The 16580-nt window shown below is 58.6% G+C and carries 13 protein-coding genes; all 13 read left to right on the top strand.

All coding sequences use genetic code 11. The features are described from left to right. The first annotated feature begins 29 nt into the window (after positions 1-29). The 13 genes from MX657_RS13205 to MX657_RS13145 all read left to right on the top strand — a co-directional run bounded on the left by MX657_RS13205 (position 30) and on the right by MX657_RS13145 (position 16575). Positions 30-1019 carry a hypothetical protein gene (locus MX657_RS13205; protein WP_047345796.1) on the top strand — a complete coding sequence of 330 codons (990 nt, stop codon included), beginning with the start codon at positions 30-32 and terminating at the stop codon, positions 1017-1019. 1 nt (position 1020) lies between these two features. Next, the gene (locus tag MX657_RS13200) at positions 1021-1419 is read left to right on the top strand and encodes a hypothetical protein (RefSeq protein WP_346805954.1); all 399 of its coding nucleotides are present in this window, start codon (positions 1021-1023) and stop codon (positions 1417-1419) included. Positions 1420-1529: 110 nt separating this feature from the next. Further along, entirely contained in the window at positions 1530-3284 is a 1755-nt protein-coding gene (gene tagH, locus MX657_RS13195; RefSeq protein ID WP_346805953.1) for a type VI secretion system-associated FHA domain protein TagH, read from the top strand. Further along, positions 3281-4078, top strand: coding sequence for a PP2C family protein-serine/threonine phosphatase (locus tag MX657_RS13190; protein WP_023336024.1), 798 nt, complete (start codon positions 3281-3283; stop codon positions 4076-4078). Before tagH ends, MX657_RS13190 begins: the two co-directional genes overlap by 4 nt. Positions 4079-4094: 16 nt before the next feature. After that, positions 4095-5087 carry a hypothetical protein gene (locus MX657_RS13185; RefSeq protein WP_080329389.1) on the top strand — a complete coding sequence of 331 codons (993 nt, stop codon included), beginning with the start codon at positions 4095-4097 and terminating at the stop codon, positions 5085-5087. 9 nt (positions 5088-5096) lie between these two features. Continuing rightward, positions 5097-5909, top strand: a complete 813-nt coding sequence (locus MX657_RS13180; protein ID WP_265194434.1) for a type VI secretion system accessory protein TagJ — start codon at positions 5097-5099, stop codon at positions 5907-5909. Next, a complete protein-coding gene (gene tssE / locus MX657_RS13175) occupies positions 5902-6465 on the top strand; it encodes a type VI secretion system baseplate subunit TssE (RefSeq protein WP_028013485.1) in 564 nt (187 codons plus the stop codon). Before MX657_RS13180 ends, tssE begins: the two co-directional genes overlap by 8 nt. Before the next feature lie 2 nt (positions 6466-6467). Then, positions 6468-8339 carry a type VI secretion system baseplate subunit TssF gene (tssF, locus tag MX657_RS13170; RefSeq protein ID WP_119915854.1) on the top strand — a complete coding sequence of 624 codons (1872 nt, stop codon included), beginning with the start codon at positions 6468-6470 and terminating at the stop codon, positions 8337-8339. Next, on the top strand, positions 8336-9379 hold the full coding sequence (tssG, locus tag MX657_RS13165) for a type VI secretion system baseplate subunit TssG (protein WP_346805952.1): 1044 nt from the start codon (positions 8336-8338) through the stop codon (positions 9377-9379). The genes tssF and tssG overlap by 4 nt, the downstream gene beginning before the upstream one ends. 35 nt (positions 9380-9414) lie before the next feature. Next, entirely contained in the window at positions 9415-12030 is a 2616-nt protein-coding gene (gene tssH / locus MX657_RS13160; protein WP_346805951.1) for a type VI secretion system ATPase TssH, read from the top strand. A gap of 24 nt (positions 12031-12054) precedes the next feature. After that, the gene (locus tag MX657_RS13155; RefSeq protein ID WP_346805950.1) at positions 12055-13473 is read left to right on the top strand and encodes a serine/threonine protein kinase; all 1419 of its coding nucleotides are present in this window, start codon (positions 12055-12057) and stop codon (positions 13471-13473) included. A 65-nt stretch (positions 13474-13538) separates the two neighbouring features. Continuing rightward, complete coding sequence (locus MX657_RS13150; protein ID WP_322921983.1) at positions 13539-15497, top strand: type VI secretion system Vgr family protein; 1959 nt, start codon at positions 13539-13541, stop codon at positions 15495-15497. Between the two features lie 22 nt (positions 15498-15519). Next, positions 15520-16575, top strand: coding sequence for a PAAR domain-containing protein (locus MX657_RS13145; RefSeq protein ID WP_218726617.1), 1056 nt, complete (start codon positions 15520-15522; stop codon positions 16573-16575). The last annotated feature ends 5 nt before the right edge of the window (positions 16576-16580 follow it).

The raw sequence follows: 16580 nt of genomic DNA, 5'->3' as shown, positions 1-16580 counted from the left end.
GTTTTAGTTGAGATACAGGGAGTTCTTTCATGGCAAATCAATCAAAGGTTGCTCCGGGCTACTGTGTAGTACAGCAACCGGGTACGCTGGATTTTCAGGCAAGACAACTGTTTGGTAGTTCACGCAATGAAAAATCCGAGTATTTCATGCAGTTGAACAAAGATACAGCTTGGGTCAAACCTGGACAGATATTAATTGTTGCGGATCCACATAATGATAATCAATCACATCAGATTAATGGGTTAGCTATTGCTAAACAGAAAGTAAACAACGCGCTTGCAACTATTGATGGCTCTACCGCTGAATTTTTAAAGAATAATTTTGATAATATTGCCGCCATCACTGCATGGGGTGATACCTTAGTAGGGAATGCAAGCAGTGCGGGGGAGTCTTACTTTAAACAAATTGAAAGTATTTTGATTAAAATCGAAAAGACGTATCAAAATCAGTATCGAACACAAGGTGCTCTTATTGGGCAGCAGTTTTATGCAGAACGTAATGCTCTTCTTGCACAACTCAAACCACTATTAAACAAACTTACGAAAAAACAGCTCAAATTTAGAGATTATGCGGATCTTAAAAGAGCATTGGGACTTTCTACAAAATCAATTGTTCATGAATGGAGTACGGTTGGTATTGGTGCGATTCCTGGGTACTCAACATATATCGACCGGGCGTCCAGAATTACAGCTTATATGAAAGCAGGTGGATGGGTTGCATTAGGTTTTTCTTTTGCGAATACGACTAACGAAGTCTATCACGCATGCACTCTAGGTAGAGAACATGAATGTGGCAAGGTTGCAGTGAGTGAATATAGCAAATTTGGGGGCGGTGTTGCTGGTGCAGCGTTAGGCTCCTCACTTGCTGCTCCTGTTTGTCTTGCATTAGGCGTACCAACAGCGGGGACAGGCACCCTCGTTTGTGGTCTGGTCGTCGGCGCAGTGGGGGCCGCGGGGGGCACAAAGGTTGGAGGATTTGTAGGAGAACAAATGAATAATTTAATCTTTAGCGGTGAATAGCGTGATTGCTGATAATATATATTCTGCTTTTATTATCTGTGTTTTTGCAATATTTATAATCCTTGTGCTAACGTTCTATGTTGATTACCAGAAACATTCCGGTCAAGTTGATAAAATCTATGAGTTGCTAATTCAGAAAAACTTGCTCAAGGAAGAGGATTATCAGACCTGGAAAAATCTTGGGTTTTGGGGGTTTGGTTTTCGCACCACAATTTTATCAAGGCTTCTGCGGGGTGAACGTATAAAACTGACGGAATTACGCTGGCTTGAACCTCAATCTTGCAATATTGTTTTATCTAACTTCGATTTATCCTGGATTAATTCATATAAAAGAAAGGTTAAAGTTGCTACGGCTTTGTTTGTACTACTTTTAATACTAGCAAGCGTTAATGAAATATAATTTTACATTGAAGATTTAAATAATGCTTTTTGGGTTGACCCCAAACGCCGCCGTTCTCATCCCCGAGTGCGGCAGCGTTTGAGCGCTAATCATACCAGCAGGAATACGCCATGCGATTCACGATTATTTCTACGAAACCCGGTCATCAGCCGCCGCAGAGCAGCTGTGATTTTTACGCCCCGGGCGGCACCATTGGGCGCGGTACGGATAACAATCTGGTATTGCCGGACAATGACCGCACCATCTCGCGTCTGCAGGCCATTGTCCACGTTGACGCTCAGGGCGAATGCCGCGTCACCAACCGTGGCAGCGTCACCCGCGTGGTATTAAATGACATTCCGCTGGAGCGGGGCCGTCAGGTTGAGCTGCAGGATGGCGACATTCTTGGTATTGATGAATACCGCATCGAAGTAACCGAGCTTATCCACGACACGCAGCCGGTGAGCCGCATGGCGGCCAGCATGCAGCAGCAGGCGCGTCCAGCAGCGCCAGCGCCTGCTCCGCAGCCGAAACCGGCGAGCGCCGCACCGCGCGGGAAGACCGAACCGACCGCCGTGCCGTCGGAAATCTGGGACAGCCTGATGCAGGAGTTTTCCATCTCCGACAGCATCTCCAGCAACCGCGCAAAACCGCAGCCTGCGGCATCGCACGATCCGTTCTCCCAGCCCGCCGCGCCGGAGCGTAATGCCGAAGATCCGCTGGCAATGTTCAACGACAGCGATCCGACGCTCGAGCGTAAGAACGTCGACCCGGACACGCTGTTCAGCGACGAGGTACTGTTCAAAAAAGAGAGTATTTTTGACGACGTTACGCCTTCCACGCTGGTGCCGCCGGTTGAGGCCCAGCCAGCCCCGAAGGAAGAGGCGACGGACGAGCTCGATCCGCTGGCCCTGTTTGGCGGGAAGTCCAGCGCGCCAGCCGCGCGCAATGATGACCCGCTCGGGCTGATGGGCGGCGCGCCGTTAACCCATCCGGATGACATTATTGACGAAAAGCCCGCGCCAGTACCTGAACCGGAGCAGGAAGAGGACGTGCTTGCCGGTTCACCGTTGTTTGCCCCCGAGCCACAGGAAGCGCCGCGTGAAGAAGAGCCCGCGCGGCCTGATTACGCAGGCTTCACCATGCCTACGCCGCAGGCCGTTGCGCGCAGCAGCGCTCAGGCGCCGAAGGGGCGTCTGCGCATCGACCCGGTCAATAACGCCGCTTCATCAACCGCCACCGCGAATAACGGCGAGAAGGGAGAGGTGCTGCAGGGCGAACTGCTGGAGGCGCTGCTGGAAGGCATGGGTCTCAGCGAAATGCAGCCGGTTCCGCAGTTTGACCGTGAAAATATGCGTCAGCTGGGGCAGATCCTCGGCATGTTCTCGCAGGGCACCGTGGCGCTGCTCTCGTCTCGCTCCATACTCAAACGCGGCGTAAAAGCCGATATGACCATGGTGCTGGACGATGCCAACAACCCGTTCAAGCTGCTGCCGACCGGCAAAACCGTCTTGATCCAGATGTTCGGCACGCCGATGCCGGGCTTTATGCCGCCGACCAAATCGGTGCGCGACGCGCTAATCGACCTTCAGGCGCACCAGCTGGGGATGATCTCCGGTATCCGCGCCATCATCGCCGCGATGCTGCAGTCCTTTAACCCGGAACAGCTGGAGGAGCAGGCGAAGCAGAACGGCATGACCTCTCGTCTGGCGCTGCCGGGGAGCCGCAAAGCCGCCCTGTGGGACTATTTTGTTCGCAGCTATGGCGAGACGGCGGGCGAGATTGAGGATGACTTCCACACTCTGTTCGGCGAAGCCTTCCTGCATGCGTATGACATGGAGGTGAATCAGTACAAAGACTCACAGAGCGGATCGGAAGACAAATGAATATCGCAACCGCTTCTCTCTCCCGCCAGGGGACGCGCGCCAGCAACCAGGATCAGACGGGAGAAACCATAGGGGAACGCTCGGCCTGCTTTGTCGTCTGTGACGGCATTGCGGGGCTGCCCGGTGGTGAAGTCGCCGCGGAACTGGCCCGCAACAGCATTATCTCCCGCTTCGATGGCGACAAACACCTCAACGCGCAGCATATTCGCGACTACGTGCAGACGGCGAACCGCACCATTCTGAGCGAACAGCAGGCCGTTCAGGACTATCGCCGGATGGGTACGACGCTGGTCAGCCTGTTCATAGACCGGGACTACGGGCTGGCGTACTGGGCGCATGCCGGCGACAGCCGCCTGTACCTGTTTCGCCGGGGATGGCTGTGGCACGTGACCACCGACCACAGCCTGGTGCAGCAGATGAAGGATGCGGGGCATCAGACGGACGATCTCAACAGCAACCTGCTGTATCTGGCGCTGGGAATTGAAAACGGCGGACCGGAAGCGAGCTACAGCGACGTGGTGCAGGTTGAAGACGGCGATGCCTTTTTACTCTGCACCGACGGGTTCTGGCACGGCGTCAGCGAAGAGCAAATGAAGCAGTCGCTGCACATGGTCAATACGCCGCAGGAGTGGCTGACCTTAATGAACCAAATCATTCAAAAGAATGGCGAACAGGAGGGGAATGCCCAGGATAACTATACTGCCCTGGCGGTATGGATGGGCAACCCTCAGGACACCACTTTGCTGCACACCCTCTCTGACGCAGCACAATTTCTTCCCTGCGGAACTGATTAGACACACAAGGAACGATATGAAACTTTGGCTATCGGGTTTGGCACTTCTGGCGGTCACCTCCACCGCGCAGGCTGAGAATTTCCGCATCGTGCAGTCTCCTGCGCAGAAGCTGGATATCTGGATCGACAACATCAAAGACAACACGCCGCAAAGCTGGTGTAAGCCAGAAGTGGCGCTGCGCATTGTGGCGAACGGCAAGAAAGATGTCTCCGTGCTGGAAAACTTTGTGCCGCGTCTTGGCTCGCTGCTGGAACACCAGTGCAGCAAAGTGAATAAGCTCAACTGGACGCTCAACGATCCGGCGGGAATGACGCTGGCGCAGGGCACGGCAGCCAAAGCGCAGGAGTGGGCGCTGGTGGTGAAACAGCAGCAGGCTGCGCCAGCCCTCGACACGACTACCGCCAGCGGCGCATTACTGCCACCGGATCAGAATGTCGCATCGCAAACCGTCGCCGCTGACCGCACGCCGTGGCAGGAATTTACCCTTCAGGATGGCTGCCACCTGCGCACCTTCTGGGAAGGCGGCGCGTCTGCTCCGGCGCTCTTTATTCCGGATTCTGACACCACCCGCTGCGGTAACGGCAGCTGGCTGAGCGGTCACACCGTTATCTCCCAGTCCCGCAACGGCGGACAGAAAGAGATGGCGGTGACCTATATCCACGGCTTCCCGGTGATGGGGCTGAATCAAAGCGCCGACCCGGAAAACGCGCTGATCACCTCCGTCAACAAAGAGCGCATGGTATTCAGCACCCCAAACAGCGATCAGAGCTGGATGATCCTGCCTTACGATAACACCCTGAACAGCTGGAAGAGCAACGGCACCGTAGCGGTAGAAATTTCCCGCGAGACCGCCAGCGACGATGCAAAACTGCAGGCGCGTATTGCGGCGGTGAAAAAGACCTGGAGCGCCTGGGTCGCACCCGGCACTCAGCTGAATATCGTTCTGATTGATACCCTGCGCCCTCAGCTGCGCGATCCGGCAGTGGGCGCATGGCGCGCGGCGAATTAAGGAATGGCTATGAATACGCTCTATCAACACCTGGCGGGTGAAACGCTCAACGACGCGCTGGCGCGCCTTGAAGCGGAGATCAAAGCCCGTCCGGCAGATGCCGACCTCCGCGCCGCGTTCGTGCAGTTTTTAACCCTCAGCGGCAACTGGACCCGTGCCCTGACCCAGCTGAAAAGCTGGCTGGCGCTAAAGCCACAGGCGAAGCCAACCGTCACGCTGCTGGAGCAATCCATTCAGGGCGAGCTGCAGCGCGCGCAGGTGATGGCGGGGCAGGCGCGTCCGGCTATGCCTGAAACTCAGTGGCCCTGGCTGACTACGCTGGCCGCGGCGCTGAGCGAGGAGGGCGAGCGTGCCCGGTCGCTGCGCCTTGAAGCGCTTGACCAGGCGCAGGCCACCCCGGGTCACATCATCCACGAAAACGATGAAGCTCAGGCGTTTGACTGGCTGATGGACGGCGATGCCCGTCTCGGACCGGTGTGCGAAACCATTGTGAACGGCCGCTATTTCTGGCTGCCGTTTAACGCTATCGCCGAGGTTCGCTTCCAGGTACCGGCCAGCGTCACCGATCTGGTCTGGCGTCACGCGCTGGTGCGCCTGACCGACGGTACGGAGCAGGTGTGTCAGATCCCGGCGCGCTACCCGTTTGCTGCCGATGCCACTGATGCAGTCAAACTGGGCCGCACCACCGAATGGCAGCCGCTCGACGAGGACGGCACCCTTTACGAAGGTACGGGCCAGAAAGCCTGGCTCAGCGAGCAAAGCGAAAGCCCGCTGCTCTCCTTAAGCCTCGTGACGTTTGCGACGGATGGAGCCGATGAGTAATCCCGCTGGCGAAGGCGATCTGCTGCGCAGCGGCTGGCAAGCCCGCAGCAGGCAGGAGAAGGTGGGGGCGCGCGACAAAATGCAGCCCTCGCTGCTCGATCGCCTCACCGATAACGACCCGGAAAAAAAACGCGAGCCGGCGAACAGCAACCTGATCACCCACGCTGCGCTGCGTCGTAACGTGCTGCGCGATCTGCAGTGGCTGTTTAATACCATCAACCATGATGCGTCCGGGGATTTGAGCGCCTTGCCGCACGTGAGCCGCTCGGTGGTCAACTTCGGCGTCGCGCCGCTCGCCGGGAAGAGAATGTCGGATATCGAATGGCACGACATTCAGCGCAAGCTCACCGAGGCCATCATCAATTTCGAACCGCGCATTTTGCCGCAGGGGCTGCAGGTCCGCTGCGTGTCGGACACTTCCTCGCTGGATCTGCACAACGTGCTCTCCATCGAGATTAAAGGGCGCTTATGGTGTGTGCCGTACCCGCTGGAGTTTCTGTTTCGCACCGATGTCGATCTGGAAAACGGCCATTTTGAACTGAAAGATGCGGGGTAATCATGGAAAGTAAACTGCTCGAATATTACAACCGTGAACTGGCCTACCTGCGCGAAATGGGGGCTGAATTTGCCGAACGCTACCCGAAAGTTGCCGGACGGCTGGGGATGCGCGGCATCGAAGTGGCGGACCCGTACACCGAACGCCTGATGGAAGGTTTCGCGTTTCTGACCTCCCGGGTGCAGATGAAAATGGACGCGGAGTTCCCGCGCTTCTCCCAGCGTCTTCTGGAGATGATCGCGCCAAACTACCTCGCGCCCACGCCCTCGATGGCGATTGCGGAAATTGAGCCCGACAGCAGCCGCGGCGATCTGAGCAACGGCTTTATTGTGCCGCGCGGCACCATGATGGACAGCCTGGCGCTGAAAAAAACCGGCGTAACCTGCAGCTACACCACGGCGCACGAGGTCAATCTGCTGCCGCTGAAAATCGATAAAGTGGAGCTCGGCGGCGTGCCCGCTGACCTGCCGCTGGCGCAGCTCGGCTTAGGCCAGCAGGGGATCAACAGCGCCTTGCGGATCCGCATTGCCTGCGATGGCCCGCAAAACCTTGGGCACCTGAATTTTGACCGGCTGGAGTTTTTCCTCAGCGGCCCGGACATTGAGGCGCTGAAGCTGCTGGAGCTGGTTATGGAGCACCACGCCGGGATCGTCTGCCAGACGGTCAGCCCGCAGCCGCAGCGACAGCTGCTGGCAACGGATGCGCTGCGTCAGGAGGGCTTTGCCCCGGACCAGGCGCTGCTCCCGGACGATCTGCGCAACTTTGACGGCTACCGTCTGCTGCAGGAGTATTTTGCATTTCCGGCCCGTTTCCGCTTTATCAGCCTGAGCGGTCTGAGTACGCTTATCCAGCGTTGCGAAAACGAAAAAGCCTTCGACATTTTCATTCTGCTCGATAAGTCGGATGAACAGCTGGAGCGCGTGGTCGATGCCAGCCATCTGGCGCTGCACTGTACGCCGGTCATCAACCTGTTCCCGAAAGTGGCGGCCCGGCAGAAGCTGAACGATGGCCAGCATGAATACCATCTGGTGGTGGATAACATCCGTCCGCTGGACTATGAAATTTACGCGGTCAAAAAAATCTTCGGCAGCGCCGATGGCCAGCGCGACGACCAGACGTTTCGTCCCTTCTGGAGCACCTGGAGCGGCGACGCGGGCAACTACGGGGCCTATTTTTCCCTGCGCCGGGAACAGCGCGTGCTCTCTGAGCACGCCCTGCGCTACGGCACCCGTACCGGTTATATCGGCTCGGAGGTGTTTGTCTCGCTGGTGGATGAGCAGCATGCGCCGTGGCAGGAAAACCTGCGCTATATCTCTGCCGAGGTGCTCTGCACCAGCCGCGACCTGCCGCTGATGCTGCAGCAGGAGCTCGGGCAGTTCATTATGGCCGACTCCATGCCGGTGAAATCCCTGACCCTGCGCAAAGGCCCGACGCCGCCGCGTCCGGCGCTGGCGGAAGGGTTCAGCACCTGGCGGCTCATCAGCCAGCTGCAGATGAACTACCTCAGTCTGATGGACAGCGAGAATGAAGAAGGCGCGGCGGCGCTGCGCCAGTTGTTAGGTCTGTACGCCAACCTGGCCGAAACGCCGGTTGCGCGGCAGGTGGAGGGGGTTCGCCACTGCGTGCTGGAGCCGGTGCACCGCCGCGTGCCCGAGCCCGGCCCGGTCGTTTTCGCCCGAGGAATTGGCATCACCCTGACCGTAGACGAACGGGCGTTTTCCGGTGCCAGCCCCTGGCTTTTCGGCAGCGTACTGGAGCGCCTCTTTGCCCGGCTGGTCTCCATCAACAGCTTCACCGAGTTCACCCTGAAGAGCCAGCAGCGCGGCGAGATTGGCTACTGGGCGCCGCGCATGGGTAAAAGGGCGCTGGTATGAGTGACGCCACCACCGCACCGCTGCGTGTGCATCGCCTGACGAAGCTGCCGGATGCGTTCTGGCACGGGGTCCGTGAGACGCCCTGGCGCTACGATCTGTTTCAGCTGTTAAGGCGCATCGATGCCCAGGGCGGCGAGCGCTACCCGCTGGGGCGCGCGCCGCTGCCGAAATTTGAGCCGCTGCGCATTGGCCAGCAGCCGTCGATGAGCTTTGCGCCGTCGACGCTGGCCCAGGTACGACAGCGCGAGGAAAGCGGGCTGCACGAGGTGTCTATCCTCAGCTTCGGTCTGTTTGGCCCGAACGGCCCGCTGCCGGTACACATGACCGAGTACGCCCGTGAGCGGATTCATCATCACCAGGACACCAGCCTCAGCGCGTTTGCCGATCTGTTCCATCATCGTCTGGCGCTGCTGTTCTACCGCGCCTGGGCGGACGCGCAGCCTGCCGTATCCCTCGATCGCGCCGACAACAAGCGCTTTGAAGGCTACCTGTCGTCGCTGATTGGCATGGGGCAGCCGGGCCAGATGAACAAAGGCAGCCTGAGCGCCCATGCCCGCTTTACCCACGCCGGGCACCTGACCCGCCACGGGCGGGATCCGGAGGGGCTGGAGAAGATCCTGCGCCGCTATTTTAACGCGCCGGTTAAGCTGGTGAGCAACGTGCCGCAGTGGATGCCCCTCTCCACGCGCGAGCAGGCGCAGCTGGGCGCAGGACGGCGCATGCCGCGCATGGGGGAATCCGCTTTTCTCGGCGTTGCGGTGCGCGACGTGCAGCATAAGTTTCGCATCGAAATTGGCCCGCTGGGCGCAGAGGAGTACAACCGCTTTCTGCCGGGCGAAGCGTGGGTCACCGAGCTGCGCGACTGGGTGCGCCAGTACGTTGGAATTGAATTTGAATGGGAAACACGGGTGATCCTGCGTGAAGACGCGGTGCAGGGCACCACGCTCGGCGGCACGGGGCGTTTAGGCTACAACACCTGGCTGGGCCTTCAGCCGCAGCCTGTCCCGCGTGGCGATCTGGTGTATCGCGCAGAGCGATAAATTTTTCTAACGCATTGTTATCAACGGAACCGAACATGTCAGAAATTAGCCGTGCCGTGCTTTTCGGCAAACTGGATACGCTGTTATTTACCTCTCTGGAAAGCGCGACTGCCTTCTGCAAGCTGCGCGGCAACCCCTACGTTGAGCTGGTGCACTGGCTGCATCAGTTGATGCAGCAGCAGGATGGCGATCTGCAGCAGGTCATCCGCCACTTTGGCCTTGATGAACAGCAGCTGACGCGCGATATCGTGGCCGCGCTGGATGCGCTGCCGCGCGGGGCGAGTTCCGTTTCCGATCTCTCCGAACATATCGACAGCGCCGTGGAGCGCGCCTGGGTTTTCGGCTCACTGAAGTTTGGCGTCAGCCGCATTCGCGGTGGCCATTTGTTGATCGGCATTCTCAAAACCTGGAACCTGGCTAACGTGCTGAAAAGCATCTCGGTGCAGTTCACCCGTCTTAACGCCGAGGTGCTGATTGAGCAGTTCGATGCCATTTGCGCCAACAGCAAAGAGACGCAGCAGGCCGCTGCCGCCGTCGACGCGCCAGCGGGTGCGGTACCGGCGGCGCAGGGGACGCTGGCTCAGTACGGCCAGGACCTGACCGCCCGCGCCCGCGATGGGAAGATTGACCCGGTTGTCGGGCGCGACGAGGAGATCCGCCAGATGGTAGATATCCTGATGCGTCGCCGTCAGAACAACCCGCTGCTGACCGGGGAAGCCGGAGTCGGGAAAACGGCGGTGGTGGAAGGGCTGGCGCTGCGTATCGCCGACGGCGACGTGCCGGAGCCGCTGCAAAACATCCAGCTGTGGCTGCTGGATATCGGCATGCTGCAGGCTGGCGCAGGTATGAAAGGCGAGTTCGAAGCCCGGCTGCAGGCGCTCATTAATGAAGTCCAGTCCAGCGCCACGCCGATTATTCTGTTTATCGATGAAATCCACACCCTGATTGGCGCAGGCGGGCAGCAGGGCACCGGCGATGCGGCGAACCTGCTAAAGCCAGCCCTGGCGCGCGGCCAGCTGCGCACCATCGGGGCCACCACCTGGGCAGAATATAAAAAGTATATTGAGAAAGACCCGGCGCTGACCCGTCGTTTCCAGACCGTACAGGTTCACGAGCCGGACGAAGCAAAAGCCATTCTGATGCTGCGCAGCACCGTGTCGCCGCTGGAGACGCACCACCAGGTCCTGCTACTCGACGAAGCGGTCAGCGCGGCGGTGAAGCTTTCGCATCGCTACATCCCGGCGCGTCAGCTGCCGGACAAAGCCGTTGCGCTGCTCGACACCGCCTGCGCCCGCGTGGCCGTCAGCCAGAGCGCGCCGCCGGCGCAGCTGGAAGACTGCCTGCGCCATCTTGCCGCGCTGGACGTGGAAATTGAAATTGCTGAACGCGAAGCCCGCGTCGGAGCCGGTGACGCAGAGCGCGTAGCGACATTACGCGCCGAACGCGACGCGTATGAAACAAAACGCGAAGCCCTGTCCCGGCGCTGGGAAGAAGAGCGCAGCCTGGTGCAGGAGATCATCCGCCTGCGCGCCGCGCTGTTTGCTGCAGGGGATGACGATACCGCCGAGCTGCGCGGTCAGCTGGCGGAGCAGCAGCAGGCGCTGAACGCCTTACAGGGTGACGAGCCACTGCTGTTTGCGGCGGTAGATGAAAACGTGGTCGCCGCGGTCGTCTCTGACTGGACCGGGATCCCGCTGGGCCGGATGGTGAAAAACGAGATCGACGCGGTGCTGAACCTTGCCGACACGCTCAACCAGCGCGTCATCGGCCAGCGTCACGGGCTGGACCTGATTGCCCGTCGCGTGAAAACCTCCCGGGCGAAGCTCGACGACCCCAACAAACCGGTGGGCGTCTTTATGCTCTGCGGCCCGTCCGGCGTCGGGAAAACCGAAACCGCGCTGGCGCTCGCGGAATCCCTGTACGGCGGCGAGCAGAACGTTATCACCATCAACATGAGCGAGTTCCAGGAAGCGCACACCGTTTCCACCTTAAAAGGTGCGCCTCCGGGGTACGTAGGGTATGGTGAAGGCGGCGTGTTAACTGAGGCCGTGCGCCGCCGCCCGTACAGCGTGGTGCTGCTGGACGAAATTGAAAAAGCGCACCCGGACGTACATGAGATCTTCTTCCAGGTCTTCGACAAAGGCTGGATGGAGGACGGCGAGGGGCGTCACATTGATTTCCGCAACACCATTATCATTCTGACGTCCAACGTGGGCACCGAGCTGATAAGCGCCATGTGCGCCGATCCGGATCTGATGCCGGAGCCGGAGGCCTTAAGCGGCGCGCTGCGCCAGCCGCTGCTGGAGGTATTCCCGCCAGCGCTGCTGGGCCGTCTGCTGGTCGTCCCGTACTACCCGCTCAGCGACGAGATGCTCGGGCTGATAGTTCGCCTGCAGCTTAAGCGCATTCAGCGTCGTCTGGAAGAGAATCACAGCATCATTTCTGAGTTTGACGACAGCGTGGTGGAACAGATTGTTCAGCGCTGCACCGAGGTGGAGTCCGGCGGCCGCATGGTGGACGCTATTCTGACCAACACCCTGCTGCCTCAGATGAGCCAGATCTTACTTACCGCCAGCCGCAGCGACGAGCAGTACCGACGTCTGCACGTCACCTGCAAGCAGGGCGAGTTTCACTGTCAGTTTGCCGCGTAATAATCATCAAGAGAACTGTAAAAGATGACGGATAATGATAACAATCGGACTGTCCCAAACGCGCTCCCGGTCGGGTACCGCTTCAACGAGTTTGAAATCAAAGAGGTGATCGGCGGCGGCGGTTTTGGCATTGTCTATCGCGCGTGGGATCACCAGCTCGAACGCACTATCGCTATCAAAGAATTTATGCCTTCCTCCCTTGCCGTGCGCGGCGACGACATGACCCTCGTGCTGCGCAGCGAGCGTTTTGGCAAAGCGTTTTCCGCGGGCCTGAACAGCTTCATTCAGGAAGCGCGTCTGCTGGCGCGTTTTAACCACCCGAACCTGCTGCACGTCCTGCGTTTCTGGGTGCAAAACGACACGGCCTACATGGGGACGCTGTTTTACAGTGGCACTACGCTTTCGCGCCTGCGCGAAGAAAAACCGGAGCTGATCAACGAAGCCTGGATCCGCCGCACGCTGCCGATGCTGTTCGGCGCGATCAAGACCATCCACGACGAAGGCTACCTGCACCGCGATATCTCGCTGGATAATATTCAGATTCAGGATAACGGCCTGCCGGTACTGCTCGATTTTGGCTCCGCGCGCCGGACCATCGGTAACCTCTCCGACGAAACGGAAACCATGCTGCGCCCGGGGTTTGCGCCGATTGAGCAGTACACCGACGACAACGAGAGCGAGCAGGGTCCGTGGACGGATATTTACGCCCTCGGTGCGGTGCTGCGTACCCTGATTGTGGGTTCTCCGCCGCCGGTCAGCGTGGTGCGCTCCATTCAGGACACCTGCAAACCGCTGGTGGAAATCATGCCGCAGGGCTACTCCATCCCGCTGCTGCAGGCCATCGACCGCGCGCTGGCGCTGCACATGGAGGACCGTCCGCAGTCTATCGACGAATTCGCCGCGCTGATTGAGATGCCTGTCGCCGGGATCAACGACGTGCTGACCGCTAAAAAGACCGGCACCATGCTTGTTCCGGTTGAGGAAGAGAAACCGGCTTCGGTACTCGACTGGCGTCGCTACAAGATCCCGGGCATGGTTGCCGCGGGCGTGCTGGTTGGCGTTGTCGCCGGCGCGATGCTGTTCAGCGGCGGCAATGATACGCCTGAGCAGGCTGCACAGACCCCGTCAGAGACGCGTCCGACTGAAACCGCTGCGAACACGCCGGACGTGAAGCCACAAGCGGCGAAGGCGAGCGAGCAGGCGACGGCGCAACAGACGCCACCGCCTGTCGAGAGCCCTGTTGCGCTGGTCTATATCCGCATTCTCGACGGCGAAACCCTGAAAGTGAACGGCGAGCCAAAAGCGCTGCGTCCGGCGACCAACGGCTATGCCTCGCTCAAGCTGCCGGCCGGTGAGACGAAGATTGAACTGCAGGGCAACGGGAGAACGCGCAGCCAGACGCTGGAAATCACCAAGCCGGGTACCTGGCTAGTTAATCCGTAGAATTACGCTCAGTTACAGATGCGAACCTCTTTTCTGAATCGCATAAGCCAGATGGAATAAAGATTATGCTCAACCGAATTACCGTTCAGCTCCCGGTGGAGGGGCTTCTGTTCTGGAAACTGACGGGCCGCGAGGCGATGTCCGAGTCGTTCGCGCTGACGCTGACCGTGCTCGGCACGGACGCGCGCATTGACCGCAGCAGGCTGCTCGGCCAGCCGGTTACGGTGACCATCCCGACGCAGAACCTGCTGACCTCCCGGTACATTAACGGCAAGATTACCCGCGTGGCGGTCAGTGCCGTTGAGCTGACGGGCACGCGCTATGCGGTGTACCAGCTGACGGTGGAGCCGGACCTGTGGCCGATGAAGCGCGACCGCAACCTGCGTATTTTCCAGGGGCAGACGGTGCCGCAGATTGTGAAAACCCTGCTGGGCGAGCATCAGGTTAACGTTGAGGATAAACTCACCGGCAGCTACCGGGTGTGGGACTACTGCGTGCAGTATCAGGAGTCGAGCCTGGACTTCATCAGCCGCCTGATGGAGCTGGAGGGGATTGCGTATCACTTCAGCCACGAGGCGGACAAACACACCCTGGTGCTCACCGACGCCGCCACGCAGCATCAGCCGTTCAGCGGCTATGAGGTCATTCCTTACCACCAGACGCCGTCCGGCGGCAGTACGGATGAAGAGGGTATCAGCCAGTGGGCGCTGGAGGACAGCGTGACGCCGGGGATTTACAGCCTCGACGACTATGACTTCCGCAAGCCGAACGCGTGGCTGTTCCAGGCCCAGCAGAACCCGGCGTCGCCGAAGCCGGGGAGCATCGACGTGTACGACTGGCCGGGACGCTTTGTGGACAAAGGTCACGGGGAGTTCTATGCCCGTATCCGTCAGGAGCGCTGGCAGGTTGAGCACCAGCAGATTCAGGCCACCGCCACGGCGGCGGGAATAGCGCCGGGGCACACCTTCACGTTAACCAACGCGCCGTTCTTCAGCGACAACGGCGAATATCTGGTGACGGCAGCGGGCTACCACTTCGAAGAGAACCGCTATGCCAGCGGCGAGGGGGAGACCATTCACCGCACCGATTTTACGGTCATCCCGTCGGCGGTGGTGTACCGTCCGGCGCAGAGCACGGCGTGGCCGCGCACCTACGGCCCGCAGACCGCGAAAGTGGTGGGGCCGAAGGGCGAGAGTATCTGGACGGACAAATATGGCCGCGTGAAGGTGAAATTCCACTGGGACCGTCTGGCGAAGGGGGATGACACCAGCTCATGCTGGGTGCGCGTGTCGAGCGCGTGGGCGGGCCAGGGCTACGGCGGGGTGCAGATCCCGCGCGTCGGCGACGAGGTGGTGGTGGACTTTATCAACGGCGACCCGGACCGTCCGATTATAACCGGGCGCGTGTACAACGACGCTAGCATGCCGCCGTGGGCGCTGCCGGCCGCGGCGACGCAGATGGGTTTTTATAGCCGCAGTAAAGATGGTCATAAAGACAATGCCAATATTCTCCGTTTTGAAGATAAAGCCGGTCACGAACAGATCTGGATCCATGCAGAGAAAAATATGGATACGGATATTGAAAATTCTGAAACCCTTGATGTTGGTGTCGATCGTAGAAAAAACGTCGGACAGGATGAAAATATTACGATCAAGCGGAACCTGAAATCAGAGGTAGGAAATAATGAAACGCATAATATTGGTAACAAGCACGTTATAAACGTTGGGAAAGATCAAACCGTTTTGACCATGGATAAAGAAGGTAACGCGCTGCTGGAATCTGTGACCACGATTAAACTTAAAGTTAAAGACAACTATATTCTGATCGCCCCGGATACCATTGAGATTCACGTAGGCGAAGGCAACCTCAAAGCAGAGGCTGTGGAACAGGCCATCTTCAAAGGTAATGAACTTACGAAACTGGGTGATGGTATTAATACCGAGCTCAAAGCAAATGATACGGTGAGTATAACGGGTACCAACCTGACCGATATTAAGGGCGCGATTGTAAAAATTAACAGTTAATCTGCGTACAGAGAACGCTATTATGGGAAAACCAGCCGCCAGAGCGCGCATTGATTCCAGCGCACATACTGGCCCAATTCAAAGCGGAAGTCCCAACGTCATTATTGGCGGCTTTCCGGCGGCACGAAAAGGCGACCCGCTTTCATGCTCTCAACATGGTCAGGGAAGTATTTTCAGCGGTTCAACAACGGTATTTGTGAACGGCTTACCTCTCGCCAGGGAAGGTGACAAGACGGTTTGCAATACCTCAGCGACGCCTGCGGTCGCAACCACTCAACCCGCACCTCCGCAATATTGGGGAGGGACGGCGGCGAAGGATGCGGGTAAAGATGGTGCTATACATGGTGATGTTTACGACGCCCGGGTGCTCGGCGCCTATGCAAGTCTGGAAGATAAATCCGGCTTTGGAAAACCCGATACGGCATCAGCCGGATTCGCGCTTGCCGATATTACGGTCGGGAATACAAAAAGCCAGGATAAATATAAAGGCGAGGTGCGTACAAAAGTAGGGGTGGCGAATGCCAGCGGCACGTTAGTGACCGATCGGGCGGATTACGGGGCTATTAACCTCAATGCCAACGCCACCGCGATACAATATGGCGCCTCGGGAAGCATCGGAAAAGAAGGGGAGCAATATGGCGGCGTTGGCGGGGATGTTTACCTGGCAACCGCTGAAGCGAAGGCCGTCAGTGAAATGTACGGTGGTAATAAAGGGCGTTATGGCTTTAATGTTGAACTTGGCGCAGAAGCTGCGGCGGTCAAAGGAGAGGCGACGGCTAAAGCCGATTTTTATGGCGTAGTCGTTGCCGATGGCAAACTTTCTGGGAGTGCAGGGAGCGCTGGCGCTTCTGCAGGCGTGGGAACCTGGATTGATAGCACGGATTATTCATTTAACCTTAAGGTGTCAGGTGAGCTTGCAGTGGCGCTCGGTCTGGGAGGGGATGCCAGTATCAAATTTGCGCTAAAACCGATCCTTGACTGGATTTATGACGATGATGAAAGTAAGCCGTCTCCAGCGGCGGGCAGTGGCGATGGTGTGATTAAGACGGGCTGTGTTACAGTCCTGATAGGAGATTAAAATGT

Origin of the sequence: Enterobacter chuandaensis, from assembly GCF_039718975.1 — a bacterium.
GTDB classification, from domain to species: Bacteria; Pseudomonadota; Gammaproteobacteria; order Enterobacterales; family Enterobacteriaceae; genus Enterobacter; species Enterobacter chuandaensis.
This window is presented reverse-complemented; position numbering and strand designations above follow the sequence as displayed.